Below are 24,905 nucleotides of genomic sequence, written 5' to 3'. Positions count from 1 at the left end.
TCCACCAACCACCCACAGTCAAACGACCGCAGCAACGCGTCGCCATCAACCTGCACCACCAACCCACCGCATAACACAACAAAATCGGGAACTGACTCACCACAGCTTGACACTCACCGGTCAACGTTCAGGGGAGCGCCGTCAGTGGGGCTCGGTCAGGACTTCTGCGGCTCCCCACTCGGTGCGTCCTTGGGCGCACCGATCGGGCGCCCCGACCGCAGCGGCAGTTCCTTCCAGGTGACGGTGCCGATGATGGCGAGCAGCGACACGATCGACACGGTCAGGAACACCCGGTCCATCGAGTTGGCGAAGCCGGTCATGATGGGTTCCGACAGCGAGTCGGGCAGCTTCGCGATGATCGACGTGTCATTCATGACACTGTCGGAGGATCCGGAACCGGCCGCGCCGGGATTGGCCTGGCTCGCGATCAGCGACTGACCGAATTCACGCACCTGCGGATCGCTGCTCTGGGCCGCCTCCATCACCCCGGCAGAGAATCCCGGCTGCGTCGACGCGGCGGTCATCTCGTCCTTGATGTTGGGTCCCATCAGTGAGAACAGCAGTGAGAAGAACACGGCCACACCGAGGGTCGCACCGATCTGCCGGAAGAACGTGGCGGTTCCGGTCGACAGTCCCATATCCTTGGGCGGCAGGATGTTCTGCATCGCGAGGGTGATCGGCTGCATCAGATTGCCCAGGCCGAAGCCGAGCAGTGCGGCATAGAGCATAACCACCCACACCGGCGTGGTGATGCTGACGTAGTGCAGCAGGAATGTCGCGACCGTGATCAGTACCGACCCGAGGATCGTGAAGACCTTGTATTTGCCGGTGCGCGAGATCAATTGACCCGACGCCACCGATCCGGACATCAGTCCGAGCACCATCGGCAGCATCTGCAGTCCGGCCACCATCGGGCTCGAACCGCGCAGCACCTGGTAATACTGCGGCAGCATCGAGATGCCGCCGAACATCACCGCGCCGACGACCATCGATACGACGATGCCCTGCGCGAAGACCCGATTCTTGAACACCCGCAGCGGGATCAGGGCGTCGTCGCCCATCTTGTTCTCAATCCAGATGAACGCAGCCAGCCCGACGACGGCAATGGCGTAACACACGATCGACTTCGTCGACCACCATCCCCACACGCGGCCCTGCTCGGCCACCACCAGGATCGGCGCCACTGTCACCGCGAGTGCCGTCGCGCCCCAGTAGTCGGTGCGGGTTCCGGTGCCCTTGTTCTGGTCATAGTTGAGGACGGCGTAGACGACGAACAGCGCGATGATGCCGATCGGCACGTTCACCAGGAACACCCAGCGCCACCCGGAGATCCACAGGATCGACGACTGGCCGGCGAAGAAGCCGCCGAGGACCGGGCCGAGCACGCTCGAGGTGCCGAACACCGCCAGGAAGTAGCCCTGGTACTTGGCTCGTTCCCGGGGCGGGACGATGTCGCCGATGGTGGTCAGTGCGAGGGTGAACAGACCACCGGCACCGAGCCCCTGGAGCGCTCGGAAGCCGGCCAGCATGTACATCGACGTGGCCATCGAACACAGCAGTGACCCGATGACGAAGATCGAGATGGCCAGCAGGAAGAACGGTTTGCGGCCGTAGATGTCGGAGAGCTTGCCGTAGAGCGGGGTGACGATCGTGGAGGTCACCAGGTAGGCGGTGGTGACCCAGGCCTGCAGGTCGTAGCCCTGCAGGTCGTCGGCGATGGTGCGGATCGCCGTCGAGACGATGGTCTGGTCGAGGGCGGCGAGGAACATGCCGATCATCAGTCCGGCCATCACTGTGAGGATCTGGCGATGCGTCAGACCGGCACCCGCGTGTTCTACGGGTGAGGCCGACGAGGCGGCCGCCGCGTCATGGTTGGTCATCGGGGTCCTTTCGATCGGGCTGGGATTCGTCGTTGGCGTGCTTCCCGGATGGGGGTCTCGCGCAGTCGGGAACCATGAAGGTCTCGGTGGCGTCGACGAATCGGTTGAGCAAGCTCACCAAGGTGGAGAGTTCGTCGGCGGTCCAGTCCGACATGGCGTCGTTCATCGCCGCGCGCCGAGCCGAGCGCATGGCCTCGACCTGGGCGTCTCCGGCTTCGGTGATCACCAGCAAAGTCGCCCGTCCGTCGTGCGGGTCGGCCTCCCGACGCACCAGCCCCTTGTCGACGAGTTGGGCGACCTGTCGGCTGACCGTGGACGGATCGGAGTTGAGCGCGCCCGCGAGTTCGCGGGAACGCATCGGTCGGCGCTGCAGATGGAAGAGTCCCTTGAACGCCGCGATCTCGACGTCGCCGTCCGGTGTGCGCAGGGTCGTGTGCACGGCTCGGTCACGTACCCGCAGGTAGCGGGACAGCGCGTCGAAGAGGCGGTCGACCTCGACCGGATCGAGCATGGCGGATCCCCCCGGATGAGTCGGAGCATTTCTTCGGTGCGCGAATCAATCAGTTGCAATGTGCACCTAGTTGGACTGCGCAAGTATGCGCTCGAATGTGCCGCGATCGCAAACGCCATTAGGATCGGTGGCCGTGACCCCTTCGCCCCCACCCACCGCGTCCGGAACCCGCCCTCACTTCACTTCGATGCCTGACCTGGCATTACGGGATCTCGGCGGTGCCGTCGTGTGGTCGAATGACGACCTGTTCGCGGAGGCGCAGAACCTCATCTCGACGCCGCCCGCGGAGTACCGGCCCGCGACGTTCGGTCACAAGGGCCAGATCTATGACGGCTGGGAAACACGGCGTCGTCGTCGCGATGGGGTCGACCAGGCGATCATCCGCCTCGGCGCTCCGGGCGTGATCTACGGCGTCGTCGTCGACACCGCCTGGTTCAAGGGCAATTACCCACCGTTCATCTCGGTGGAGGCCGCCGCCAAGGAGGGTGTGGTCTCCGTCGACGAACTGGTCAACGACACCGAGTGGATCACCATCGTCGACAAGAGTCCGGTCGACGGGGACACCCGCAATCCGTTCCGGGTGGATGCCAAGGACCGTTTCACCCATGTGCGTCTGACGATGCACCCCGACGGCGGCATCGCCCGCTTCCGGGTGCACGGCCGAGGCGTGCCCAACCCGCACTTCTTCCGGTACGGCCACTTCGACCTGGCCGCGCTGGAGAACGGCGGCCTGATCACGGCCTGCTCCAACATGTTCTACAGCTCACCGAACAACCTGCTGATGCCCGGCCGGGCCCGCCACATGGGTGAGGGCTGGGAGACCTCCCGACGCCGCGACGACGGCAACGACTGGGTGCAGGTGCGCCTGGCCGGCCAGGGGCGGGTCAGTCTGATCGAGCTCGACACGAGCTACTTCCTGGGCAATGCACCAGGCGCCGCCACGGTCCGCGGCCGTGACGGCGACGACGGCGAGTGGTTCGAGGTCCTGCCCCGCACCGAGCTGCAGCCCGACACCCGGCATCGGTTCGTCATCGACCTGGACCGACCGATGACCGAGGCGCGGATGGACATCTACCCCGACGGCGGTATGGCCCGGTTCAAGCTGTACGGACTGCTCACCGAGGAGTCCTACGCCGGGCTCATCGAGCAGTGGGAGCGCGGGGAGGCCTGAGGCGGAGTCTGTGCCGTATGCAGGTGTCAGGATGTGGCACCTGCATACGGCAATCCCACTCCGGACCGGTGCGAGATCTGCGGATCAGGCGACGCGTCGCGCGGCACCGGTGAACGTCGGCAGCACGAGCTGACGGACCCGGTTCTCGGTCGCCGACCCGTCCAGCGACACCAGGATCACCGCGTCGGCGACCTCGGCGGCGTAGATGTCGCGGATGAGGGTGACCAGCCCGCTGGGTGTGCCGATGTAGCGGACGGTGCCGCCGTCGAGCTCGTCGGGGATGCCCGCGACCGCCGCCCGCGCCGACGCGGCATTCGGGGCGATGGCCACCTCGACCTCCAGTGCCACACTGAAATTCGCGGTGTCCCGGATGCCGGACCGCAGCACCGACCGGGCCCGCTGCGCATCGCGAAGGGTCGGTCGACGCACGACGATCGGCGCGTCGGTGGCCGACACATCCCCGGCCAGTGCCACGCGCAGACCGGGGCGGCCGATGCTGATGCGGACGTCGGAGAGTTCGGCGGTCATGGAAGTGCCTTTCCGGGAGCGGTGCGGGTGAGTTCGGTGAGTGCGGTGATGAGCCGGTCGACGTCGGCGGAATCGGTGCCGAGGCCGAAGCTCGCGCGAACCGCGCCGTCGGTGTGTCCGAGCCGGGCCAGCAGCGGATGCGCGCAGAACTTGCCGTCGCGCACGCCGATTCCGTGATGATCGCTGAGGAACTCGGCGACGGCGCGCGGCGTGTGTCCGTCGACGGAGAAGCCGGCGATGCCGACGCGATCGAGGTCGTCGGCGAAGATCCGCAGCGGCGTCACGTCGGCGACGCCGGCCAGTCCGGCGTCCAGACGGGCGCGCAGTTCCGCCTCGTGCAGGCCGATCAGTTCGAAACCGAGGTCGACGATGGCCTCACAGGCCGCGGCAATGGCGATGGCGCCCAACACATTCGGCGAGCCGGCCTCATGCCGCGCGGCACCCGAGTGCCAGGCGGTGGAGGCGCAGTTCTCGTCGGGTCCGTCGACGAGGCTCACCTGCGCCGACGCCCCACCGCCGGCGAGATACGGGTCGGCGGCGTCGAGCCAGTCACTGCGGCCGATGAGGACACCGGATCCGAACGGTGCGTAGAGCTTGTGGCCGGAGAAGACGAGGTAATCGATGCCGTGGCTGACGATCGACACCGGTCGGTGCGCCACCAGCTGCGCCGCGTCGACGAGGATGCGGGCACCGTGGCGGTGGGCGATCGAGGCCAGCCGCGAGATGGGCAGCACCTCGCCGGTGACGTTGGATGCCGCGGTGACGGCGAGCAGGGCGGCCGGCGCCGCGGCGAGTTCGGCGTCGAGTGCGACCAGGGTGTCCTCGAGGGTGTCGCACGCCGAGACGATGCGCGCGGTCCCGTTGTCGCGGGACACCCACGGCAGCAGGTTCGCGTGGTGCTCGATGTCGAGGACGACGACGTCGCCGGGAGTGCAATGGGCGGCCAGGTTGATCGCGTCGGTGGTGTTGCGGGTGAAGACGACGGTGTCGTCGGTCCGGCCACGCACGAAACGTCGCACCGTGTCCCGGCACTGCTCGTAGCGGCGGGTGGTGACCTGCGACAGGTGGCCGGCACCGCGGTGGACGCTGGCGTACTGACCCAGCGACGCCGCGACGGCGTCGGCGACGGCGGTGAGGGCGGGTGCGCTGGCCGCGTAGTCGAAGTTGGCGTAGCGCACGTGATCTCCGCTGGTCAGCGGGGCGAGTTCGGCGGCACCGACGACCGAGGTCAGCGGGCCGATGGGCGGCAGGTCGGTGGCATCGGACTGCACGGCGCAGTCGTTGCGGTAGTCGGTGGTGGTGGCGACAGCAGTCATCGCAGAGGCTCCTTGGGAATCCACGCTTGCCGTGCCCGGTCGGTACACGGCCAGGTCGTCACCCGGAGCACCCCACCGCGGAGGAGGGTTGCCGGCCAGCTAGCCGGGGCTTGTCGCTGGCACTCATGACCTGCACCAAGGGTGGCCTACGGTGCGCAAGGGTGTCAATTTTCACTCAGCGTGAGCGAAAGACCGCGGCCCGTCGTCGCCTAAGTTGGTTGGGTGTCCGTCTCCGATACTCACGCCGCGTCGCCGTTCGTCCTGTCGCGACCGCACGGGACGGTGCGAGCGCACGGCGTGCGGACGCGATTCGCCGACGCCGACGACGCCGCGGCCCGGCTGCGCAGCGGCGCCGTCGACGCGGTGGTCGGGGCAGTGGCCTTCGATCCGTCCGCCCCATCGGCACTGTTCGAGCCTGCGGCGTTGGCCCACGAACCGCTTCCGCTCGCCGGGGGCAGACCGCCACGCCGGACGCTGAGTTCGTTGGAGCAGATTCCGGATCCGGCCACCCATCGTGATCGGGTGCATGCCGCGTTGTCGGCCATCAACTCCGGCGCATTGGCGAAGGTCGTCCTCGCCAGAATGATTCGGGCTCAACTGGATTCGCCGGTCGCGGTCGACGGGCTCCTGGCCGCACTCGCCGGCGGCAACAGCGAACACAACGCATTCGCGGTCGACACCGGCGTTTCGTGGCTGCTCGGTGCGAGCCCGGAACTGTTGCTGCGCAAGGACGGTCGCGAGGTGACGTGCCGGCCGTACGCCGGTTCGGCTCCGCGCTCGGCCGATCCGGACGCCGACCGGGAGTCCCGCGAGAAGCTCGCGGCGTCGGAGAAGGATCATCGCGAACACGCGTTCGTCGTCGAGCACCTCCGGAATCGCCTGGCACCGCTGTGCAGGGAACTCACGATCCCCGATGAGCCGCAGTTGTTGTCAACCGGCGAGATGTGGCATCTGGCGACCCCTATTCGGGCGATACTCGACGACGACGCCGTCGGCGCACTGGATCTCGCGATCGCGCTGAGTCCGACACCGGCGGTCGGCGGCACGCCGAGCGAGGTGGCCACGGAATTCATTCGCGCACACGAGGAACCACGCGGGTTGTACGCCGGTGCGGTCGGGTGGGCCGACGCGGCCGGCAACGGCGAATGGATGGTGACCATCCGCTGCCTGGAACTCGAGCCAGACCTCCGCACCTTCCGGAGCTGGGCGGGTGGCGGCATCGTCGCCGACTCCGACCCCGACGCCGAACTCGCCGAGACCACAGCGAAACTCCGAACGGTATTGCGGGCGTTGGATATCGACGACTGAACCGCACCCGTCGAGTGGGCGCCCTATCCCGTCGAGTGGGCGCCACATCCGATCGAGTGGGCGCTCTTTTGCGTCGAGTGGGCGCCACATCCGATCGAGTGTGCATCGAGCCGCCCGTCGACGCAGGCCGACGACGGAATCCGTTCGGCGTCGGATACCCGACCGACGCAACCGAAGCACGCACCGCCCACCTGGGCCGATCGTCGCCGACGACGGGGAACACCTCGCCGTGGGCGACACTTTCGACGATTCCTGTCGCACCGTCCAGTACTACAGTCCCTATGACGACTGCTCGACCACGGTGACGGTGTACTCCTACGCCGGTGACAAATTGTGGGAGCTCGAAAGCCCAGGACCGGCACAGCCGTTGGCCGGCATGCTGTTCGTCGGTCCCAGCCGGATCCTCTGACCCAGGCGAGGCCCTGGCTCGACGCGCGCCCGGATACACCCGGAAGAGTGCAGACGAGTTCAGCTGAACCAGAATCACTTTCACGCACCTCGGCCCCACCCGGAACTCCCGGGTGGGGCCGTTGGGTATCGACCGAGGTCAGCCGATCAGATCCACATCCACAGCCACTGACGGCTGCGCGGGTCGTAACGGCGCACGCGGCGACGACGCTGGACGGGGGCGGGATTGTTGTTGCGGCGAGGTGCGGCCATGGTGAACTCCTGTGTTCGTGGACGTGAGATCCGCTGTGTGCGTTTCTCTCTGACGTCTTCCACGATGCCGGCACACCCTTGCGGTGCCGTGCACACGACCTGCCAGGTTGCTGCGCGACCGCAAACCGCGGCCACACACCGGTCAGCCCAGCGCCTGATCCAGATCGCCGAGTAGGTCGTCGACGCCCTCAAGCCCCACCGACAGCCGAACCACCGAGTCACCCAAACCGATCGCCGCACGACCCTCCGGTCCCATCGCCCGGTGGGTGGTGGTCGCCGGATGGGTGATCAGCGACTTGGAGTCGCCGAGGTTGTTCGAGATGTCGATGACGCGGAGTCCGTTGAGCACGTCGAAGGCACGTTTCTTTCCCTCGACACCGTTGAGTTCGGCCAACTCGAAGGTGACGACGGTGCCGCCGCCGGACATCTGCTCCTTGGCGAGCTCGTACTGCGGATGTGATTGCAGGAACGGGTATTTGACCCAGCCGACCCGCGGATCATCCTCCAGGAACTGCGCGATCCGCAGTGCCGAGGCGACCGACGCGTCGACGCGCAGACGCAGGGTCTCCAGGCCCTTCACCAGCGTCCACGCGTTGAACGGGCTCAACGCGGGACCGGTGTGACGCATCAGCGTCTGCACCGGGCCGTCGATGTACTTCTTGGTGCCGAGCACCGCACCACCCATCACGCGGCCCTGACCGTCGATGTGCTTGGTGCCCGAGTAGACGATGACGTCCGCCCCGAGTTCGAGACCCCGTTGCAGCAACGGTGTGGCGAACACGTTGTCCAGCACCACCTTTGCACCCGCGGCATGCGCCAGCTCGGACACCCGCGCCACGTCGACGAGGGTCTGCATCGGATTCGACGGGGTTTCGAAGAACACCGCGTCGGCCGGCGTGGACAACGCCTCCTCCCACTGGGAGAGATCCTCGCCGTCGACGAATTCCGTTGTCACACCCCAGCGCGGCAGGATCTCGTTGGCCACCACGAAACACGACCCGAACAGGCTACGCGCCGCGACCAGCCGATCCCCGGCCTTCAACAGCGCACCGAGAGAGACGAAGACGGCGGCCATTCCACTCGCGGTGGCGAAGCACGCCTCGGCCCCCTCGAGCAGCCGCAGCCGCTCCTGGAACATCTCGACGGTCGGATTCCCGTAGCGGGAGTAGACGAATCGCTCGTCCTCACCGGTGAAGGCACGCTCGGCGGCCTCGGCGGAGTCGTAGACGTACCCGCTCGTCAGGTACAGGGCCTCCGACGTCTCGAAGAAACCCGATCGATCCAATCCACCGCGGACCGAGATGGTCTCCGGCGAAACACCAGGTGGCAGTTCGCGACTCACGACTGCCTCCACGGAAGATCCTGGGCGCGCCAACCGCTGGAACCACGATGATCGAATTCGTCGAGCGCACCCTCGAATCCGTCGAGCACGTTGTAGGCGAGGGAGACACCGTCGGCGGTGGCCGCCTCGGCCGCACCGATCGACCGGTGACCCGAACGGCAGATGAAGATCACCTCGTCGTCGTCGGCGATGCCCGCGTCACGCAGTTCGGCGACAAACGCCTCGTTGGGGGTCCCGGCGGGGAAGGTGGTCCACTCGACGAAGATGGTCTGCTTCTCCAGCACTTCGAGGTCGGGCACACCCACGAATGACCACTCGGCGCGCGTGCGACAGTCCACCAACTTCGCCTTGGGATTGTTCTCGAGCTTCTCCCAGGCCTGCTGCGGGGTCAGATCTCCGGCATAAGTCATGCCTTGCACACCTTCCAGTTCCCGTTCTCCCGAAGCACCACGACGTTCGTCGTCTGCTTCTCGTCGGATTTCTTGTCGAATTGCCAATGTACTGTCGCCGTCGCGCGGTCACCGGAGACGCTGACATCGCTGATCTCCGGAATCACGATCCGCCCGTTGGCCTCCAACGACTTCTGGTTCTCGGCGGCGAACTCCGCCTCGGACGGAAAGTCACTCGCATTCAGGTCGGCGGCGCAGGTGTGATCGCGGAATTCCGCGTAATCGACGTTGTTGCGCGCGGTGTAGAAATCGTTGATCGCGTACTGGACCTGAGCCGGTTCACTGGCCCGTTCCTCGGCCGGCCGGATCAGATACGACAGCAAGATCCCGACCACCGCCACGACCACGACGATCAACGCCAACAGAAAAGGCCAGACCTTGCGCCACGACGGCGCCGCGTCGGCACCGACATCGCCGGCACCCGGGTCGTCGGCACCGAGATCGTCACCGACGGTCTCCGGTGCGGACTTACGAGGTGCGCGTTTGGCCATGGGGGCGAGTGTATCGCCGCAGTTCTCGCCGGTTTCGGGGGCCTTGTGCCGTGGTGCATTCGCTCACATGACAACGCGGGCATGCGAGCGTCGGAGGCGTCACACTCGTCGGATGCACGTGTTCATCGCACCCACTCACCGCTATCTGTCCTGCCTGATCTGTTCCGGTGTCTCGTTCACCCAGCGTGAGGTGCAGATGAACACCAGTGGGATGACGTTCATGGGTCTCGACGGGTGGAACAAATCCGCGGACGGCGCCATCTGTGCACGATGCGGCTTCGTACACACCTTCATGGGGCAGGCACATCGGTGGGTGGACCCCTCATCGGTGTCTCCCGAGGACCTGCCCTACGACCCGCACGGACGATGGGAGTGAGGCGACCCTAACCCGGGATTTTGGGTACGGCGCAGCAACGCCTACCGTAGAGGGGATAAGCGTCGACGCACCGCTGACCTCCCGCGCGCGTCGAAGACAGACGAGAACGAGGTAGACGACACCTTATGACCGATCAGAGCCGCCCGCTGCGCGTTGCCATCATCGGGGCCGGTCCCGCCGGGATCTACGCCGCCGATGCGCTGATGAAGTCCGACACCGCCAAGGATCGTGGCGTCAGCATCGACCTCTACGAGCGGATGCCCGCGCCGTTCGGCCTGATCCGCTACGGCGTCGCACCCGACCATCCCCGCATCAAGGGCATCATCACCGCCCTGCACAAGGTGCTCGACAAGCCGCAGGTCCGTCTGCTCGGCAACATCGACTACGGCACCGACATCACCCTCGACGAACTGAAGTCGCTGTACGACGCGGTGATCTTCTCCACCGGCGCCACCGACGACCGCGGACTGCAGATCCCCGGCATCGACCTCGAGCGTTCCTACGGCGCCGCACAGTTCGTCGCCTGGTACGACGGCCACCCCGACTTCCCCCGCGAATGGCCGCTGGATCAGGAGAAGGTCGCCGTCATCGGCGTCGGCAACGTCGCACTCGACGTCGCGCGCGTGCTCGCCAAGACCGGCGACGAACTGCTCCCGACCGAGATCCCGGACAACGTCTACCAGGGACTCAAGGCCAACAAGGCCGTCGAGGTGCACGTCTTCGGACGACGCGGACCGGCGCAGGCCAAGTTCACCCCGCTCGAACTCAAGGAACTCGATCACTCGCCGAACATCGAGGTCATCGTCGACCCCGAGGACATCGACTACGACGAGGGTTCGGCCGTGGCCCGTCGCGGATCGAAGATCACCGACCAGGTCGCCACGATCATCGAGAACTACGCGATGCGCGAGCCCAAGCAGGGCGCCATCCACAAGCTGTTCCTGCACTTCTTCGAAAGCCCCATCGAGATCCTCGGTGAGGACGGCAAGGTCGTCGGTCTGCGTACCGAGCGCACCCAGCTCGACGGCACCGGCAACGTCAAGCCCACCGGCAAGCACACCGACTGGGACGTCACCGCGATCTACCGCGCCGTCGGCTACCTGTCGGACAACCTGCCGGAGATCCCGTTCGACACCCAGGCCGGCGTCATCCCCAACGAGGCCGGACGCATCTTCGACGAGGGCACCCACCTCGTCGGCCTGTACACCACCGGTTGGGTCAAGCGCGGTCCGGTCGGCCTGATCGGCCACACCAAGGGCGACGCCAACGAGACCGTCGAGTGCATCATCGAGGACATGAGCAAGGGCGTGCTGAACACGCCGTCGAGTCCGTCCGAGGACGCCGTCATCGAACTGCTCGAGTCCAAGAGCATCCCGTTCACCACCTGGGACGGCTGGTACCGCCTCGACGAGCACGAGCGGTCCCTCGGCGCCGAACAGGGCCGCGAGCGCATCAAGGTCGTCGAGCGTGAGGACATGCTGGCCGCGTCCGAGCCCGGCAAGGTGCAAAAAGCCTGACTCCGTCAGGGGTGCAGAAGGCCTGACGCACGCGCACAACCGAATACTGAAAGTGGCGGAAGAATCTTCTTCCGCCACTTTTTGTTTCGCGCCCCAGGAGATCTTGGCCGGGGAACACAAAACCCGCGGAAGAAGGTTCTTCCGCGGGTTTTGGTGTGAGAGCGGTCAGTTCGTCGCCGACGGCGGCGTGTTGACCGTCCCCGGGGTTCCCTGCTGCTGCCGGACGTTGGCCCAGAAGCCGAAGTTGTTGGTCACGTCCTCGACCTCCTGACCGATCGTGTAGCCGGAGATCGACGACGGGAAGCAGGCACGCCAGGTCGTCTCGAGCTGAGCCGGCTTGAAAGCCTGACCCGGCAGGAGTTCACCGCGGATGGTGTTGCGTGCGGTGTCCTTGTTCGCGCCGGCAGCGATGGCCTGATCCTTGGTACGAGCCGGCACATAGATCGCACCGCCACCGAGTTCGGTGATGCTCACGTTGTGCATGGTCGTGCCACCGATGTTGCGCACGGTCATCCACCGGTGCATACGCCAACCGGGAAGGTTGTCCCAGGTGGGCCCCCAACCCTTGAAGTAGCAGTCCACCCCGCCGAACAGTGCGAGGTTACCCGGCGCGGGCGCGGCCTGCGCCTCACCTGCGGCGACCATCGAGCCACTCGCAATACCCGCCGCGACGGCCACACCGGCCACCAGGCGCTTCAGCGTCTTCTTCATGTCGACTCCTTCTTCGTCGATATGACCCGAAGGTCGTGAACTCAGGCGGCGCTGGGCGCCGAATTGGTTACGTCCACGTTTATCGCAGTCTCACAGGTAACCGTTACGTGCGTCTCAGAATTGTGTCCGGTCGGTGGCCGGTCCGTCACCCGATTCCCCGAAATCGACTGTCAGGTAAGGTAACCCTTCGTGCGACGACTGACCGGGCTGCTGACCATTGTGGCCGTCCTGATCGTCGCGCTCATCGGCTCGGTCCTGATCGGTGCGCGTGAGATCCCGTTCGCCACCACCTGGGACAGCCTGACCAGCGGCTCGGCCCAGATCTGGCAGGGCCTGATCCACTTCACCACCCCGCACATCGACACCTCCACCGACACCGCCGGCATCGTCTGGGACCTGCGCGTGCCGCGGACCCTGCTGGGTTTGGTCGTCGGCCTGGCGATCGGCGCGGCCGGCGCCATCACCCAGGGTCACACCCGCAATCCGATCGCCGACCCGGGCATGCTCGGCGTCAACGCCGGCGCCGCCTGCGCGGTGGTGACAGGGGTCTACATCTTCGGCATCTCCTCGCCGCTGGCGTACATGGGGTTCGGACTGCTCGGTGCGATCATCGCGTCGGCGGCCGTCTTCGGTGTCGCCGCACTCACCGGCACCGGTCCGGTGACCCTCGTCCTGGCCGGCACCGGCCTGTCGGCGATGCTGGTGGCCATCACGTCGGCGATCGTCCTCACCGACACCCAGTCGCTGGACGCCTGGCGTTTCTGGAGTGTGGGTTCGACGTCCGGCCGTTCCATCGACGTGTTCTGGGCGAGCCTGCCGTTCATCGTGATCGGTCTGGTCCTGGCGATGGCCAGCGGCTTCTTCCTCAACCTGCTGTCGCTGGGCGACGACATGACCAAGGCACTCGGATCGCGGGTGCTGCTGATCCGCGGCGTCGGCATCCTGGGCATCACCCTGCTGATCGGCGCGGCCACCGCCGCCTGCGGCCCGATCGTCTTCCTCGGACTGGTCGTCCCGCACATCGCGCGCGCGATCACCGGGCCCGACTACCGCTGGATCATCCCGTACTCGGCACTCATCGGCGCGGCGCTGCTGCTGGTCTGCGACATCATCGGACGCGTCATCGCACGTCCCGGTGAGGTGCAGGTCGGCGTGGTGCTGGCCTTCGTCGGTGCCCCGTTCCTGATCGCCATGGTCCGACGGACGAAGTTGACGAGCGTATGAGCACCGACACGACGCCCCACCCCGCCACCGCCGAGGCTGCGTCCACGCGCGCCGCGCGTCGTATCGTCCGGTTCGGCCCGACGTCGTGGGTGATCCGGCCCCGGGTGCTGATCACCGTGACCTGCTCGCTGGTGATCACCTTCGTGCTGTTCCTGCTCAGCGTCACCATCAGCGAATACCCGGTCACCCCGATTGACGTGATGCGCATCCTGCTCGGCGGTGGCACCCGCATAGAGAACGTCGTCATCCTCGACGACGCGGTGCCACGGGCCGCGGTGTCGGTGCTCGTCGGGTTCGCTCTCGGGATGTCGGGGTCACTGACCCAGCTGATCGCACAGAATCCGCTCGCCACCCCGGACATGCTCGGCATCACCGCCGGCGCCGGCGCCGCAGCGGTCGCCGCGATCGCCTTCGGGACCAGCTGGGGAGCCTGGTTCGCCGAACTCGGCGTGCCGATGGCCGCGCTCGTCGGCGGTCTGGGAACCGCGGCGCTGATGTATCTGCTCGCCTGGCCCGGCCGAAAGGCCAATCACGCCATCAATCCGCTGCGGCTGGTGCTGATCGGTGTCGGCATCACCTGGGTCCTGCAGGCCGGCACCTCCTATCTGCTGACCCGCGCGGAGATCCGCGACGTCGCACGCGCCCAGACGTGGCTCGTCGGTTCGGTGGCCAACACGTCGTGGTCGAGTGTGTGGCCGGTGGCGATCGCCGTCGTGCTGGCCGTCGTCGGCGTCGGGGTCCTCGCCCGGCAGGTCGACGCGATGAGCCTCGGGAATGATCTCGCGCGGTCCCTCGGTGTCCGGACACTGGCCGTCTCCTCGGCGATCCTGCTCATCGCGGTGATCGTCGCCGCCCTCGCCGTGTCGGCGGCCGGCCCCATCGCCTTCGTCGCACTACTCGCCCCGCAGATCGCGATGCGCATCAGCGGCAGCGCCATCCCCACACCCATCGCCTCCGGCGCGATCGGCGCGATCCTCGTCGTCGCCGGCGACATCGCGTGCCGCACCTTGCTGCCCTCCGGCCTCCCGGTCGGCATCGTCACCGCCGCGATCGGCGGCCCGTTCCTCATCTACCTGATGGTCACGATCTCCCGAAAGGCCACCGTATGACCAAGGCTGCCGCATGACCCGCCTCTCCGCACGCGACCTCGTCGTCGGCTATGACGAACGGGTCATCATCGACGGACTCGACATCGACGTCCCCGACGCCGCGATCAGCACCATCATCGGCCCCAACGGGTGCGGCAAGTCGACGTTGCTGCGGTGCCTCGCCCGGCTGCTGCCGGCCCGATCCGGCACGGTGTTCGTCGACGGCAGCGACATCACCACGATCAAACCGAAGACCGTCGCCCGCAGCCTCGGTATCCTGCCGCAGAATCCCGTTGCGCCCGAAGGACTCACGGTCGAGGATCTGGTCGCGCGGGGCCGTCATCCCTATCAGAAGTGGTATCAGCAGGCCTCCGCCGAGGACGAACGGGCCGTCGCCGAGGCGCTGGAGCTGACCGCCACCGCCGACCTCGCCGACCGCACCCTCGACGCACTGTCCGGCGGGCAACGCCAACGGGTCTGGATTGCGCTGGCCCTCGCGCAGGGCACCGACCTGCTGCTGCTCGACGAACCCACCACCTACCTCGACCTGGCACACTCGCTCGAGGTGCTCGATCTCGTCCACTCCCTCAAGACCGACCACGGCAAGACCATCGTGATGGTGCTGCATGACCTGAATCTGGCTGTGCGATACAGTGATTCACTGTTCGTGATGAAGGACGGCGGACTGGTGCACCACGGTGTGCCCGACGAGGTGATCACCACCGACCTCCTCGAGGACGCCTTCGGCCTGCGCGCGCAGGTCGTCACCGATCCGGTGTTCGGCGGCCCGATGATCGTGCCGATCGGAACACACAGCGCCCGTGGGGTTCCCAGCGCCTGAGGAGCGCTCAGAGCGCGATCGCACCCGCCAGCCACACCCCGGACGCCAGCAACGCACCGAGCAGTTCGATCCCGATGGTGACCGCCGACGCCTTGGTGGCGCCGACGGTGCCGCGCCACGCGGCAGCGGTGCTGCGGGTGCGGATCAACTCCGAAACCATTGCGCCGACGATGAATCCGATGAACAGGCCGATCACCGGGATCACGAAGAACCCGACGATACCCACCACGGCGCCAACGAGGACGGTGCGGTTGGGTATCTCGTGGCGCCGCATGACCCGGCCGGCCAGCACGTACTTGATGACCTCACTGGTGGCGATCAGGACCGCGGCGATCGCGAAGATCAACCAGGCCCAACCGCCGACGACGATGGCCCACAACAGAATCGCCACGACCACCACCAGGGTGCCGGGCAGCACCGGCACCACGATGCCGAGCAGACCGATCAGGATGCAGACACCGACGATGACGTCGCCGTAGAGCGGCATGGGCGAGGCGTCAGTCGACCTGTGCGGGAGACGATTCGGCACCCTGAGGAGCCGGTGCCGGTGCCGGTGCCGGTGCGGCCGCCGGCGGGCGCGCAGCGGGCGGACCACCCGGGCCCGCGGGCGGGCGAGGAGCCATCGGCGGTCGGGGACCACCCGGCGGGCCCACGCGCGGTCCACCGGCGTGCGGTCCAGCAGCGTGCGGTCCACCCTGCGGAGCACCCGGCCCCGGCCCCTGCGGGCCGCGCGGCGCCGGACCACCGGGGCCACCCGGGCCGATCGGCGGCCGCCCTGCCTGTGGTGCCATCTGCTGCGGACCCGGTCGCGGTGGCGCGCCCGGTGGCGGACCCGCAGGTCCGCGGGACGCGGCACCGGCGGGCGCGGTCGGCGGCATCGGCGCGGGTGCGCCATGACGGGCCGGTCGGCCGGGAACGGGCGTGACGATCGAGGCGGCCTGCACGGCACGTTCGCGGGCGGTGGCCACGTCGTCGGCGGTCGCGGTGATCACGCCGACGCGGCGCCGATGAAAACTCTCGGGCTTACCGAAGAGTCGGATGTCGGTTTCGGGCACGGCCAGCGCCCGCGCGACGTTCTCGAAGCCGATGGCCTTCTCGTCGAGCTGGCCGTAGATGACCGCGGATGCACCCGGGGAGGCCAGCGTGACGTCGACGGGTAGGCCGAGGATGGCGCGCGCATGCATCTCGAACTCGCTCAACCGCTGCGTCGCCATCGTCACCAGCCCGGTGTCATGCGGACGCGGACTGACCTCGGAGAAGTACACGTCGTCGCCCTTGACGAACATCTCGACACCGAAAATGCCTCGGCCACCGAGCTTTCCGTCACCGAGGGCGGTGGCGATGCGGGCCGCGATGGAGGTGGCCGCGCCCAACGCGTCGGGCGTCATGTCGTGGGGCTGCCAGCTCTCGACGTAGTCTCCGTTGACCTGCTTGTGGCCGATCGGGGCACAGAAATGCGACATCAGTTTTCCGGTGGCCGGATCGATGGCCCGGACCGTCAGCAGGGTGATCTCGAAGTCGAATTCCACCCATCCCTCGATGATGACCCGCTCCCCGGCGACGCGGCCGCCGGTGGTGGCGCGTTCCCAGGCCGAGTCGATGTCGGCGGCGCTCTTGAGGATGGTCTGGCCCTTGCCCGACGACGACATGACCGGCTTGACCACGCACGGGAAACCGATCTGCTTGACCGCGACCGCCATCTCATCGTGCGACCCGGCGAACAGATACGGCGAGGTCGGCAACCCGAGATCCTCATCGGCCAGCCGGCGGATGCCTTCCCGGTTCATCGTCGCCACCACCGCCGACGCCGTCGGGATGACCTCGGCCAGCTTGCGGTCCTCGATCGACTTGAGCGCGTCGGTGGCGATCGCCTCGATCTCCGGCACCACGTAATGCGGGCGGTACTTCTGCACCAACGCGTGGATGGCGTCGCCGTCGGTCATGTCGATGACCTCGGCGTGATGGGCCACCTGATGCCCGGGCGCACCTTCGTAACGGTCGACGGCGATCACCTCGACGCCGAGCCGCTGGAACGCGATGACGAGTTCCTTGCCGAGTTCACCCGCGCCGAGCACCATGACGCGCGTCGCCGTCGGCGACAGCGGCGTACCCAGGATGTCGGGCGGCCCGACGGGCGATTCCTTCGGCGCGGACACCGCCTGCACCTGCGTCGGCGCCTGTGATGCCGCGACCTCGGCGTCGGCCGCGGCCGCTGCCGCCGGCTCCTTCACCATTGCCGCCGGCTCCTTGGCCATCGCCGCCGACCCCTCGGCCATTGCCACCGGCTCCTTGGCCATTGCCACCGGCTCCGGCGTCGACTCGGCGACCACCGGCTGCGCCTCGGGTGCCGACCCGGGCTCAGATGCCGACTCCGCCTCGGGTGCGGACTCCGTCACCGACGACACCGACAGCGGTGTGTCGATACCCGGTCCGGAGGGCACCGCAGCACCGTCCGACGAATCCGTCGACGGTTGCGGCACCTGCACGACGGGCGCCTGGGCCGGCGGGACACTCGGCGCGGCGGCCTCGGTGCGCGGCGGCTCCTGCGGCGATGCACCACTCTCGGTGTTCGAGGTCATTCCCGGATTCTACGTGGCGCGGCGCAGCGCGGTCATCGACACCACACTCGGTGAACCGGGAGTCGATACGGGGCTGTGACCTGCGCGGACGCGGGACCATCACGGTCGGTCAGCCCATCACCTGGTGGACATAGCACCAACGCCACAGTTCTCCGGGTTCCGCCGAACGCATGACGGGGTGACCCGATGCCGTGAAATGCGCGGTCGCATGTTTGCGCGGCGACGAGTCACAGCAGGCGATGTGTCCGCATTCCAGGCACTCACGCAGATGCGACCAGTGCTGCTCACCGAGTTGCACACAGTCCTGGCATTGGTCGTTGCGGCCGTTCTCCGGTGGCGGGTCGCCGGCCGGGTCGGCACCGTAGCGGGCGAGTTCCGGGCAGCGCTGCGCCGTCGCCCCGGCACCGGTGCCCGCCCCGGCGTCCGCGTCGTCGCTGCGGTTTCCACGTCCAAACAGTCGCATGCATCCATTATCGGCACGGTGGCCCGTGCGAGGCGGTGCTACGTTCGTCCGGGTGAGTGCCTCACTCCTGCTCGTCGCGGCGGTGTCGCTCGCGATCGCCGCGCTGTGTCGTCATTACGGTCTGTCCGCTCCGCTGGTGCTCGTCGCGGTCGGTTTGGCCCTCGGATGGATCCCGGGTCTGCCCGAGGTGACCCTGGAACCCGAGTTCGTGCTGTTCGTCATCCTGCCGCCGCTGCTGTATTCGGCCGCGCAGGACAGTTCGTATCAGGAGATCCGGGCCAACCGCCGATCCATCGGTCTGCTGGCCGTCGGCCTGCCGCTGTTCTCGACGGTGCTGGTCGGGCTGGTCGCCTGGTGGAGCATCCCGCACGTGCCGCTGGCCGCTGCCCTGGTGCTGGGGGCGATCGTCGCGCCGCCGGACGCGGTGTCGGCACAGGCCATCGGACGCAAGGTGGGTCTGCCGCGGCGCATCATGACACTGCTGGGTGGCGAGAGCCTGCTCAACGACGCGACGGCACTGACCGCGTTGCGGGTCGCCGTCGCCGCGGCCGTCGGAATGACCACGACCGTGTGGAACGGCATCTCGACATTCCTGCTGGCCGCCATCGGTGGTCTCCTCGTCGGCCTCGCGATCGGCTACCTCACCTCATGGGTGCGCGGCTGGCTCACCGACCCGACCATGGAGACCGCGATCGGCATCATGGTGCCGTTCGGCACCTACTTCGTCGCCGAGGAGTTCGGCGCGTCCGGGGTGATCGCGGTGGTCACCGCGGGCCTGCTGCTCGGACAACGATCGGTCCGCGAGGGCTACCAGACCCGCCTGCAGGACGAGGCGGTGCGCAAATCCATCGACGCCATCCTCGAGGCATTCGTCTTCCTGCTCATCGGCCTGCAACTGCCCGACCTGGTCGACGGACTGGAGGGTGAGTCGTGGGCCCAGGTCGCCATCGACGCCGTCGTGGTACTCCTCGCGGTGATCGTGGTGCGCTTCATCTGGGTGTATCCGGCGACCTATCTGCCGCGGCTGCTGTCGCGCACCATCCGGGAACGCGAGCCGTTCCCGAAGCCGAGTTGGGTGTTCATCGTCGGCTGGGCCGGCATGCGTGGGGTGGTGTCGCTCGCGGCGGCGTTCGCGATCCCGCTGACCACCAACTCCGATGCCCCGTTCCCGGCGCGCGCGGAGATCATCTTCCTCACCTTCGTCGTGGTGGTGGGCACGCTGCTGATCCAGGGCACCACGCTGCCGTGGATCATCCGGCGTCTCGGTGTCGCCGGCGATGACGCCGCCACCGAACGCCTGGCCTATGCCGGTGCACAGGACCGGGCCTCGCGGGAATCCGAGGCCCTGCTCGATCAGATCGAGGCGCAGATGGCACCCGACGACGTGCGTCGGCATCAGATCGCGATGCAGCGCAAATGGGTGACCACGCAACGGAATACGGCGTGGGAGGAACTCGGCCGGGGACCCGATGCCATCGGCGAGAGCCCCACCGCGGCAGGCAACCGGATCCGCGGAAAGATCCTCGCGGTGCAACGCAAGGTGTTCATCGAGGAACGCGACGCCGGCCGCATCGACGATGAGGTGCTCCGGATGGCGTTGCGGCGGTTGGACTTCGCCGAGGGATACACCGACCGCAGCGACAGCTGAGCGGCCCGGTCACGCCTCGTCGGAGCCGACGCGGTCCCCGATCTCGTCGATGTTCTCGACACCCTCGGCACCCTCGGAGTCGTCGGTGTCGTCCCTGTCGTCGACGTCGTCGAGTTCGTAGACCACCGTCTCCTGGGTCCGGCCCCGCAGCGTGACGGTTTCCGCGCGTCGCCAATACCGGCCCTCGTCGCCCTTCACGGCGTCCATGGCACGCCCGGACGCCAAGGGGCGCAACGGGTCCCGCTTGGCCAGCTCCGAGAGCCGGGCGCTCTCGTTGACCGGATCACCGATCACCGTGTACTCGAATCGTTCGATGGCACCGACGTTTCCGGCGACCACCGGTCCGTGGCTGATCCCGATGCCGGCGGATAGTTCCGGCACCTCCGAGCGCAGCCGCATCGAGATGTGCCGGGCCGCGGCCAACGCCGCCCCGGCCGCATCGGGAAGGGCCAGCGGCGCACCGAAGATCGCCAGCACCGCGTCACCCTCGAACTTGTTGACCAATCCCTTCTGTTCCTCCACCGCCGCCACGATGACCGCGAAGAAGCGGTTCAGGATCTCCACCACCTCGACCGGGGAGCGTTGCGCGGCAAGGGTTGTCGAACCGATCACGTCGACGAAGACGGCGGCCACCACCCGTTCGATACCACCGAGCTCCGGGTCCGACGACAACGCCGCCGCGGCCACCTCGCGTCCGACATGCCGACCGAACATGTCCCGCATGTGCTCTCGTTCACGCAGCCCGCCGACCATCGAGTTGAATCCGGCCTGCAGATCACCGAGTTCGGTGCCGTCGTAGACGACGAGGTCGGCGTCGTCGAGCCGGCCCGCCTGGACCCGTCCCATCGCCGAGCGGACACTGCGGATCGGTCCGATGACGGACAGACTGGACAGCAGGGTCAGGATCAGACCGGTGGCCAGCGCGGTGAGCGCGAGCACCATCACCCCGACGAACAGGTCGAGTTTGGTCGTCTCGTCGCGGAACGCGCCGAACATCACCACCAGCAGGATGCCGACGATGGGGATGGCCGATCCGACCATCCAGGAGGTCACCGATCGGCTGCGTACGCCGCTGCGTTTGCGTCGGCCGTAGCCGGCGCTGATGAGTTCGGCGGCCACCGGACGCAGGGAGAACTCGATCAACAGCGACGAGATCGCGACGACCACCACGCCGCTGAGCCCGACGACGAAGAACATCTTGGGGATGAGGTCGGGGTCGGGTATCCCGTAGGCGAGTGTGAAGAACACCACCGCACCGGCCCACAGGGCCGCCTGCAGGCCGAGCAGGCGTATCGGGGCGCGTCGGGCGCGGCGCGCGTCCTTCTTGGTGGGTTCCCGGTCCTGGATGGCCCAGCGCAGATCGCGGACCACGACGACGGTACCGAGGACGATCCCGATGACGAAGGCGAACACCACATACACCGGGAGCGCGATGAAGTTGACCCACCACAGGTTGCTCCGGAACACCGACGGTTCGGGAATCCCCACCGAGGTCAGGGTGATCGCCATGATCGCACCCACCAGGTTCGCGAACACGATCGACGACGTGAGCAGCGTCTGGATGCGGACGCGCTGTTTGACCCCGCTCTCCTTCGACGAGCCGAGCAGGATCGATCCGTAGTCACGTCTACCCGTCCTCGCCACCCGATCACCTTCTCACGACTCGCCCGAGGTGGAGTCGATCCGGGCGTCCGGACGTGTAACACCCGAGCCGGTCATTCGCGATGCAAACAATATTGGCGCGATCTGGTTTCGGCGCCACCGATAGGAGTGTCGATGTCCGGTTCCCATGACGCCCACGCCGCCCCGGATGCGGCCGGATCGCCGATCGCATCCGGATGGACGATTCACCCGCAACAGCAGCAGCCCTCCGGCCGATCACCGCGTCGTCGGCGCCTGCCGGGTCGGCGTCTGGTCATCCCGGGCATCGCCGCCGTGGTGACGCTGCTCCTCTACGTCCTCAGCGGCCTGATCACCGGCGGGAACACCGCCTCGGCGCTGGTCGGGCACCCGGAGGTGCTGCGCCCGGGCTGCACGTGGGATGCGTCGGGCAATTACGTGCAGAACTGCAAGGTGTGGTCGGCGTCGATGAACAAGTTCATCGTCGTGCAGATCCGCGCCTCCAACGGGAGCGACAAGGGCATCTACCTGCTCGACGGCATGCGTGCGGTGGACACCCACTCGGCGTGGACCAGCGATGTGCAGGCCGCCAAGGTGTATGACTCGTCGACCGACACCACGCTGGTGATGCCGGCCGGCGGGGCGTCGTCGTTCTACACCGACTGGAACGGCCCGGCCGGGGCGAACACGACGATCAAGCAGGAGACCTTCCTGACCCGGGAACTGCCCGACTATCTGTCGCAGAACTTCGGCGTCAGCAAGTCCGGCAATGCGATCGTCGGGCTGTCGATGTCGGCGGGTCCGGCGGTGACCCTCGCCGAGAAGCATCCCGAGCAGTTCAAGGTGGTGCAGGCGATGTCCGGGTACTACCAACTCGACAACCCGATCGGCGCGCTCGGGGTGCTGGCGTCGCAGACGATCGTCTCCAACTACACCAACGGCATCGTCAACATGTGGGGTGCGCCGGGCAGCGCACAGTGGGCGGCCAACGATCCGTCCCGCAACGTCGACAAGCTGAAGGAGAACGGCCAGGTGCTGATCATCTCCTCCGGCAACGGATTCCTCACCCCCTCGGAGATGGCGAAGCTCTCCCAGCAGGATCAGATCAGTGCGATGGCACTGGAGATGCTGTCGGCGGTGTCGACGGTGCTGATGCAGTTGCAGCTCGCCCAGTCCGGGGCGTCGGTGATCTCGCTACCCAACTACGGCGGTCACACCTGGACGACCTGGGGCCGCAGTCTCACCGACGGCCGGGACGACCTGCTGGCCGCGCTGCGGGCAAATCCGCCGGTGACCACCAAGGCGCAGGTCGTCAGCGCCGGCGGTGACACCAACACCGCGGGCGTCGCGGCGGCCACCGCGGCCGCACGGAAGGCGGCGAGCACCACCGTCGCGTTGCCCACCGTGCTTGCGGCACAAGCATCTTCGGTATCGGCGTCGGGTGCGGCGCCCTCGGACGATCCGTCGTCGGGTTCGGCCGATCCGTCGGTCCCGTCGTCGGGGTCGGATGAGTCGGGGTCGGATGAGTCGGGCTCGGATGATCCGTCGACCTCCGCCCCGGCCGGCACGACCACCTCGGCCGATCCCGGCGTGAGCGAAAGCCCCTCGCCGGCAAGCGAATCGCCGAGCGTCGGGGTTCCCGCCGAGGGTTCGGCACTGACCACCACCACCCCGGTGCGCTGACGCACCGGGGGGCTTGTGCGGATCAGCTGATGCGGATCATCTTCTTGTTGACGAATTCGTCGATGCCGAAGCGACCGAGCTCCCGTCCGAAGCCCGATCGCTTCACGCCGCCGAAGGGCAATTCGGCACCCTCGGCACCGACGGCGTTGACGAAGACCATGCCGGCCTCGATCTTGTCGGCCACCCGCAGCGCCTGATCCGCGTCGGTGGTGAACACATACGATCCGAGCCCGAACGGGATGTCGTTGGCCAGCGCGACGGCCGCGTCCTCGCCGGCCACCTTGTAGACGGTGGCCACCGGGCCGAAGAGTTCCTCCTTGGCGACCGGCGACTCCGGATCGATGCCGGTGAGCACCCCGGGCGGGAAGTGCGCGCCGGAGCGTTCACCCGCGGAATCCAGTGTGGCGCCGGACTTCACGGCCGTGTTCACCTGCTCTTCGAGACGTTCGGCGGCGGCCAGCGACGACAGCGGGGCGAGGCCCTGCGCGGTCGCCTTGACCTTGTCGGTGAACTTGGTGATGAAGTCGTCGTAGATGCTCTCGTCGACGATGAAGCGTTTGGCGGCATTGCAGGCCTGACCGGTGTTCTCGAAACGCCCGTCGACCGCGGCGGAGATGGTCGCGTCGAGATCGTCGGTGGACAGCAGGATGAACGGATCGGATCCACCGAGTTCGAGGACGACCTTCTTCAGGTTGCGCCCGGCGACCTCGGCGACGGCGGCACCGGCCCGCTCCGAACCGGTCAGCGAGACTCCCTGGATACGCGGATCGGCGATGGCCGCAGCGATCTGATCGTTGGTCGCATAGATGTTGACGTAGGCGCCGGGCGGATAGCCGGCGTCGAGGAAGATCTGCTGCAGCGCGGCCGCCGACTCCGGGCATTGCGGCGCATGCTTGAGCACAATCGTGTTGCCCAGCACCAGGTTCGGGCCGGCGAACCGGGCGACCTGGTAGTATGGGTAGTTCCACGGCATGATGCCGAGGAGCACCCCGACGGCACTGCGCCGGACGAATGCCGAGCCCTCGCCCTCGAGCAGGGTGATCGGTTCGTCGGCGAGGAACTTCTCTGCGTTGTCGGCGTAGTACTCGTAGATCGCGGCGCTGAACTCGACCTCGCCCACCGACTGATCGAGCGGCTTGCCCATCTCCCGCTGGATGATGGCGGCGAGCTCGTCCTTGCGTTCGGTGTGCAGCGCCGCCACCTTGCGGATCAACTCGGCCCGCTGCGCCACCGTCGAGGTCTTGGACCAGCTCGCGAATGCGTCGGCGGCCGACGCGATCGCGGCGGTGACCTGATCGTCGGTGGCGGTCGGGTATTCCTTGACGACCTCACCGGTCGCGGGATCGGTGACGGCGTACAGGCCCATCGGACACTCTCCTCGTTTGCGGGGTGGCCGGGGCGCCACCTCCTGCTTCCACGAGGCTAACCAACATCACGCGGACATGCTGCCGATACCGCCGTATTGAGACACATCGGCAGCGGTTATCCGCGCTTGCACG

23 protein-coding genes and 1 riboswitch are annotated in these 24,905 nt (G+C 67.4%); of the genes, 10 read left to right on the top strand and 13 right to left on the bottom strand.

Features of this window, described 5'->3' with window-relative positions; genetic code table 11:
* Positions 1–155: 155 nt before the first annotated feature.
* Both ABLE92_RS22995 and ABLE92_RS22990 read right to left on the bottom strand, forming a co-directional pair.
* Positions 156–1,880 (bottom strand): MDR family MFS transporter, encoded by a 1,725-nt coding sequence (locus tag ABLE92_RS22995; RefSeq protein WP_348807117.1) that lies wholly within the window; start codon positions 1,878–1,880, stop codon positions 156–158.
* Positions 1,867–2,391: a MarR family winged helix-turn-helix transcriptional regulator gene (locus tag ABLE92_RS22990; protein WP_348807116.1), complete on the bottom strand. Its 525-nt coding sequence runs from the start codon at positions 2,389–2,391 to the stop codon at positions 1,867–1,869. The genes ABLE92_RS22995 and ABLE92_RS22990 overlap by 14 nt, the downstream gene beginning before the upstream one ends.
* Positions 2,392–2,578: 187 nt before the next feature.
* Between ABLE92_RS22990 and alc the strand changes: the two genes are divergently transcribed.
* Positions 2,579–3,562, top strand: coding sequence for an allantoicase (alc, locus tag ABLE92_RS22985; RefSeq protein WP_348807115.1), 984 nt, complete (start codon positions 2,579–2,581; stop codon positions 3,560–3,562).
* A gap of 84 nt (positions 3,563–3,646) precedes the next feature.
* On the opposite strand, the gene ABLE92_RS22980 is transcribed toward alc, so the two are convergent.
* Together ABLE92_RS22980 and ABLE92_RS22975 are read right to left on the bottom strand one after the other, a co-directional pair.
* Positions 3,647–4,090 carry a hypothetical protein gene (locus tag ABLE92_RS22980; RefSeq protein ID WP_348807114.1) on the bottom strand — a complete coding sequence of 148 codons (444 nt, stop codon included), beginning with the start codon at positions 4,088–4,090 and terminating at the stop codon, positions 3,647–3,649.
* Entirely contained in the window at positions 4,087–5,406 is a 1,320-nt protein-coding gene (locus ABLE92_RS22975) for an aminotransferase class V-fold PLP-dependent enzyme (protein WP_348807113.1), read from the bottom strand. Before ABLE92_RS22975 ends, ABLE92_RS22980 begins: the two co-directional genes overlap by 4 nt.
* A 17-nt stretch (positions 5,407–5,423) precedes the next feature.
* Positions 5,424–5,537: riboswitch (SAM riboswitch) on the bottom strand.
* Between the two features lie 91 nt (positions 5,538–5,628).
* On the opposite strand from ABLE92_RS22975, the gene ABLE92_RS22970 reads away from it, so the two are divergent.
* Positions 5,629–6,714, top strand: coding sequence for an isochorismate synthase (locus ABLE92_RS22970; protein ID WP_348807112.1), 1,086 nt, complete (start codon positions 5,629–5,631; stop codon positions 6,712–6,714).
* 229 nt (positions 6,715–6,943) lie between these two features.
* Positions 6,944–7,123, top strand: coding sequence for a hypothetical protein (locus ABLE92_RS22965; protein WP_348807111.1), 180 nt, complete (start codon positions 6,944–6,946; stop codon positions 7,121–7,123).
* Between the two features lie 393 nt (positions 7,124–7,516).
* On the opposite strand, the gene ABLE92_RS22960 is transcribed toward ABLE92_RS22965, so the two are convergent.
* From ABLE92_RS22960 to ABLE92_RS22950, 3 genes are read right to left on the bottom strand one after another with little or no spacing between them, the layout of a single operon-like run.
* Positions 7,517–8,716 carry an O-succinylhomoserine sulfhydrylase gene (locus ABLE92_RS22960; RefSeq protein ID WP_348807110.1) on the bottom strand — a complete coding sequence of 400 codons (1,200 nt, stop codon included), beginning with the start codon at positions 8,714–8,716 and terminating at the stop codon, positions 7,517–7,519.
* Positions 8,713–9,126 carry a rhodanese-like domain-containing protein gene (locus tag ABLE92_RS22955; RefSeq protein WP_348807109.1) on the bottom strand — a complete coding sequence of 138 codons (414 nt, stop codon included), beginning with the start codon at positions 9,124–9,126 and terminating at the stop codon, positions 8,713–8,715. Before ABLE92_RS22955 ends, ABLE92_RS22960 begins: the two co-directional genes overlap by 4 nt.
* Positions 9,123–9,656, bottom strand: coding sequence for an Rv0361 family membrane protein (locus ABLE92_RS22950; RefSeq protein ID WP_348807108.1), 534 nt, complete (start codon positions 9,654–9,656; stop codon positions 9,123–9,125). The genes ABLE92_RS22955 and ABLE92_RS22950 overlap by 4 nt, the downstream gene beginning before the upstream one ends.
* Positions 9,657–9,768: 112 nt before the next feature.
* Between ABLE92_RS22950 and ABLE92_RS22945 the strand changes: the two genes are divergently transcribed.
* Entirely contained in the window at positions 9,769–10,032 is a 264-nt protein-coding gene (locus ABLE92_RS22945) for a hypothetical protein (protein WP_348807107.1), read from the top strand.
* Between the two features lie 125 nt (positions 10,033–10,157).
* Positions 10,158–11,549, top strand: a complete 1,392-nt coding sequence (locus ABLE92_RS22940) for an FAD-dependent oxidoreductase (RefSeq protein ID WP_348807106.1) — start codon at positions 10,158–10,160, stop codon at positions 11,547–11,549.
* A gap of 165 nt (positions 11,550–11,714) precedes the next feature.
* On the opposite strand, the gene ABLE92_RS22935 is transcribed toward ABLE92_RS22940, so the two are convergent.
* The gene (locus ABLE92_RS22935) at positions 11,715–12,260 is read right to left on the bottom strand and encodes a hypothetical protein (RefSeq protein ID WP_348807105.1); all 546 of its coding nucleotides are present in this window, start codon (positions 12,258–12,260) and stop codon (positions 11,715–11,717) included.
* Between the two features lie 189 nt (positions 12,261–12,449).
* Between ABLE92_RS22935 and ABLE92_RS22930 the strand changes: the two genes are divergently transcribed.
* The 3 genes from ABLE92_RS22930 to ABLE92_RS22920 are packed head-to-tail and all read left to right on the top strand — an operon-like array spanning position 12,450 to position 15,413.
* A complete protein-coding gene (locus ABLE92_RS22930; protein WP_348807104.1) occupies positions 12,450–13,484 on the top strand; it encodes a FecCD family ABC transporter permease in 1,035 nt (344 codons plus the stop codon).
* Positions 13,481–14,593, top strand: a complete 1,113-nt coding sequence (locus ABLE92_RS22925; RefSeq protein ID WP_348807103.1) for a FecCD family ABC transporter permease — start codon at positions 13,481–13,483, stop codon at positions 14,591–14,593. Before ABLE92_RS22930 ends, ABLE92_RS22925 begins: the two co-directional genes overlap by 4 nt.
* 13 nt (positions 14,594–14,606) lie before the next feature.
* The gene (locus tag ABLE92_RS22920; RefSeq protein ID WP_348807102.1) at positions 14,607–15,413 is read left to right on the top strand and encodes an ABC transporter ATP-binding protein; all 807 of its coding nucleotides are present in this window, start codon (positions 14,607–14,609) and stop codon (positions 15,411–15,413) included.
* 7 nt (positions 15,414–15,420) lie between these two features.
* Here the strand turns inward: ABLE92_RS22920 and ABLE92_RS22915 are convergent, their stop codons facing one another.
* The 3 genes from ABLE92_RS22915 to ABLE92_RS22905 all read right to left on the bottom strand — a co-directional run bounded on the left by ABLE92_RS22915 (position 15,421) and on the right by ABLE92_RS22905 (position 18,455).
* Positions 15,421–15,900: a DUF456 domain-containing protein gene (locus ABLE92_RS22915; protein ID WP_348807101.1), complete on the bottom strand. Its 480-nt coding sequence runs from the start codon at positions 15,898–15,900 to the stop codon at positions 15,421–15,423.
* Positions 15,901–15,910: 10 nt separating this feature from the next.
* Complete coding sequence (gene purT, locus ABLE92_RS22910; RefSeq protein WP_496560840.1) at positions 15,911–17,647, bottom strand: formate-dependent phosphoribosylglycinamide formyltransferase; 1,737 nt, start codon at positions 17,645–17,647, stop codon at positions 15,911–15,913.
* A gap of 454 nt (positions 17,648–18,101) precedes the next feature.
* Complete coding sequence (locus ABLE92_RS22905) at positions 18,102–18,455, bottom strand: UBP-type zinc finger domain-containing protein (protein WP_348807099.1); 354 nt, start codon at positions 18,453–18,455, stop codon at positions 18,102–18,104.
* A 52-nt stretch (positions 18,456–18,507) separates the two neighbouring features.
* On the opposite strand from ABLE92_RS22905, the gene ABLE92_RS22900 reads away from it, so the two are divergent.
* A complete protein-coding gene (locus ABLE92_RS22900; protein ID WP_348807098.1) occupies positions 18,508–20,103 on the top strand; it encodes a Na+/H+ antiporter in 1,596 nt (531 codons plus the stop codon).
* A gap of 9 nt (positions 20,104–20,112) precedes the next feature.
* Here the strand turns inward: ABLE92_RS22900 and ABLE92_RS22895 are convergent, their stop codons facing one another.
* Positions 20,113–21,747, bottom strand: coding sequence for an adenylate/guanylate cyclase domain-containing protein (locus ABLE92_RS22895; protein WP_348807097.1), 1,635 nt, complete (start codon positions 21,745–21,747; stop codon positions 20,113–20,115).
* Between the two features lie 132 nt (positions 21,748–21,879).
* Here ABLE92_RS22895 and ABLE92_RS22890 point away from each other — a divergent pair, with 132 nt between their 5' ends.
* Positions 21,880–23,406, top strand: a complete 1,527-nt coding sequence (locus ABLE92_RS22890) for an alpha/beta hydrolase (protein WP_348807096.1) — start codon at positions 21,880–21,882, stop codon at positions 23,404–23,406.
* 22 nt (positions 23,407–23,428) lie between these two features.
* Here the strand turns inward: ABLE92_RS22890 and ABLE92_RS22885 are convergent, their stop codons facing one another.
* Positions 23,429–24,772 carry an NAD-dependent succinate-semialdehyde dehydrogenase gene (locus tag ABLE92_RS22885; RefSeq protein WP_348807095.1) on the bottom strand — a complete coding sequence of 448 codons (1,344 nt, stop codon included), beginning with the start codon at positions 24,770–24,772 and terminating at the stop codon, positions 23,429–23,431.
* Between the last annotated feature and the right edge of the window lie 133 nt (positions 24,773–24,905).

Source organism: Gordonia oleivorans (assembly GCF_040044975.1).
GTDB classification, from domain to species: Bacteria; Actinomycetota; Actinomycetes; order Mycobacteriales; family Mycobacteriaceae; genus Gordonia; species Gordonia oleivorans.
Note: the sequence above shows the minus strand (reverse complement) of the source record. Positions and strands in the feature narration are given on the sequence as shown.

Coding starts and splice junctions, on each gene's coding strand:
- ABLE92_RS22940 (WP_348807106.1), top strand. CDS start 10,158: ATGACCGATCAGAGCCGCCCGCTGCGCGTTGCCATCATCGGGGCCGGT.
- purT (WP_496560840.1), bottom strand. CDS start 17,647: ATGGTGAAGGAGCCGGCGGCAGCGGCCGCGGCCGACGCCGAGGTCGCG.
- ABLE92_RS22975 (WP_348807113.1), bottom strand. CDS start 5,406: ATGACTGCTGTCGCCACCACCACCGACTACCGCAACGACTGCGCCGTG.
- ABLE92_RS22890 (WP_348807096.1), top strand. CDS start 21,880: ATGTCCGGTTCCCATGACGCCCACGCCGCCCCGGATGCGGCCGGATCG.
- alc (WP_348807115.1), top strand. CDS start 2,579: ATGCCTGACCTGGCATTACGGGATCTCGGCGGTGCCGTCGTGTGGTCG.
- ABLE92_RS22920 (WP_348807102.1), top strand. CDS start 14,607: ATGACCCGCCTCTCCGCACGCGACCTCGTCGTCGGCTATGACGAACGG.
- ABLE92_RS22955 (WP_348807109.1), bottom strand. CDS start 9,126: ATGACTTATGCCGGAGATCTGACCCCGCAGCAGGCCTGGGAGAAGCTC.
- ABLE92_RS22885 (WP_348807095.1), bottom strand. CDS start 24,772: ATGGGCCTGTACGCCGTCACCGATCCCGCGACCGGTGAGGTCGTCAAG.
- ABLE92_RS22935 (WP_348807105.1), bottom strand. CDS start 12,260: ATGAAGAAGACGCTGAAGCGCCTGGTGGCCGGTGTGGCCGTCGCGGCG.
- ABLE92_RS22925 (WP_348807103.1), top strand. CDS start 13,481: ATGAGCACCGACACGACGCCCCACCCCGCCACCGCCGAGGCTGCGTCC.
- ABLE92_RS22915 (WP_348807101.1), bottom strand. CDS start 15,900: ATGCCGCTCTACGGCGACGTCATCGTCGGTGTCTGCATCCTGATCGGT.
- ABLE92_RS22945 (WP_348807107.1), top strand. CDS start 9,769: ATGCACGTGTTCATCGCACCCACTCACCGCTATCTGTCCTGCCTGATC.
- ABLE92_RS22990 (WP_348807116.1), bottom strand. CDS start 2,391: ATGCTCGATCCGGTCGAGGTCGACCGCCTCTTCGACGCGCTGTCCCGC.
- ABLE92_RS22950 (WP_348807108.1), bottom strand. CDS start 9,656: ATGGCCAAACGCGCACCTCGTAAGTCCGCACCGGAGACCGTCGGTGAC.
- ABLE92_RS22905 (WP_348807099.1), bottom strand. CDS start 18,455: ATGCGACTGTTTGGACGTGGAAACCGCAGCGACGACGCGGACGCCGGG.
- ABLE92_RS22980 (WP_348807114.1), bottom strand. CDS start 4,090: ATGACCGCCGAACTCTCCGACGTCCGCATCAGCATCGGCCGCCCCGGT.
- ABLE92_RS22995 (WP_348807117.1), bottom strand. CDS start 1,880: ATGACCAACCATGACGCGGCGGCCGCCTCGTCGGCCTCACCCGTAGAA.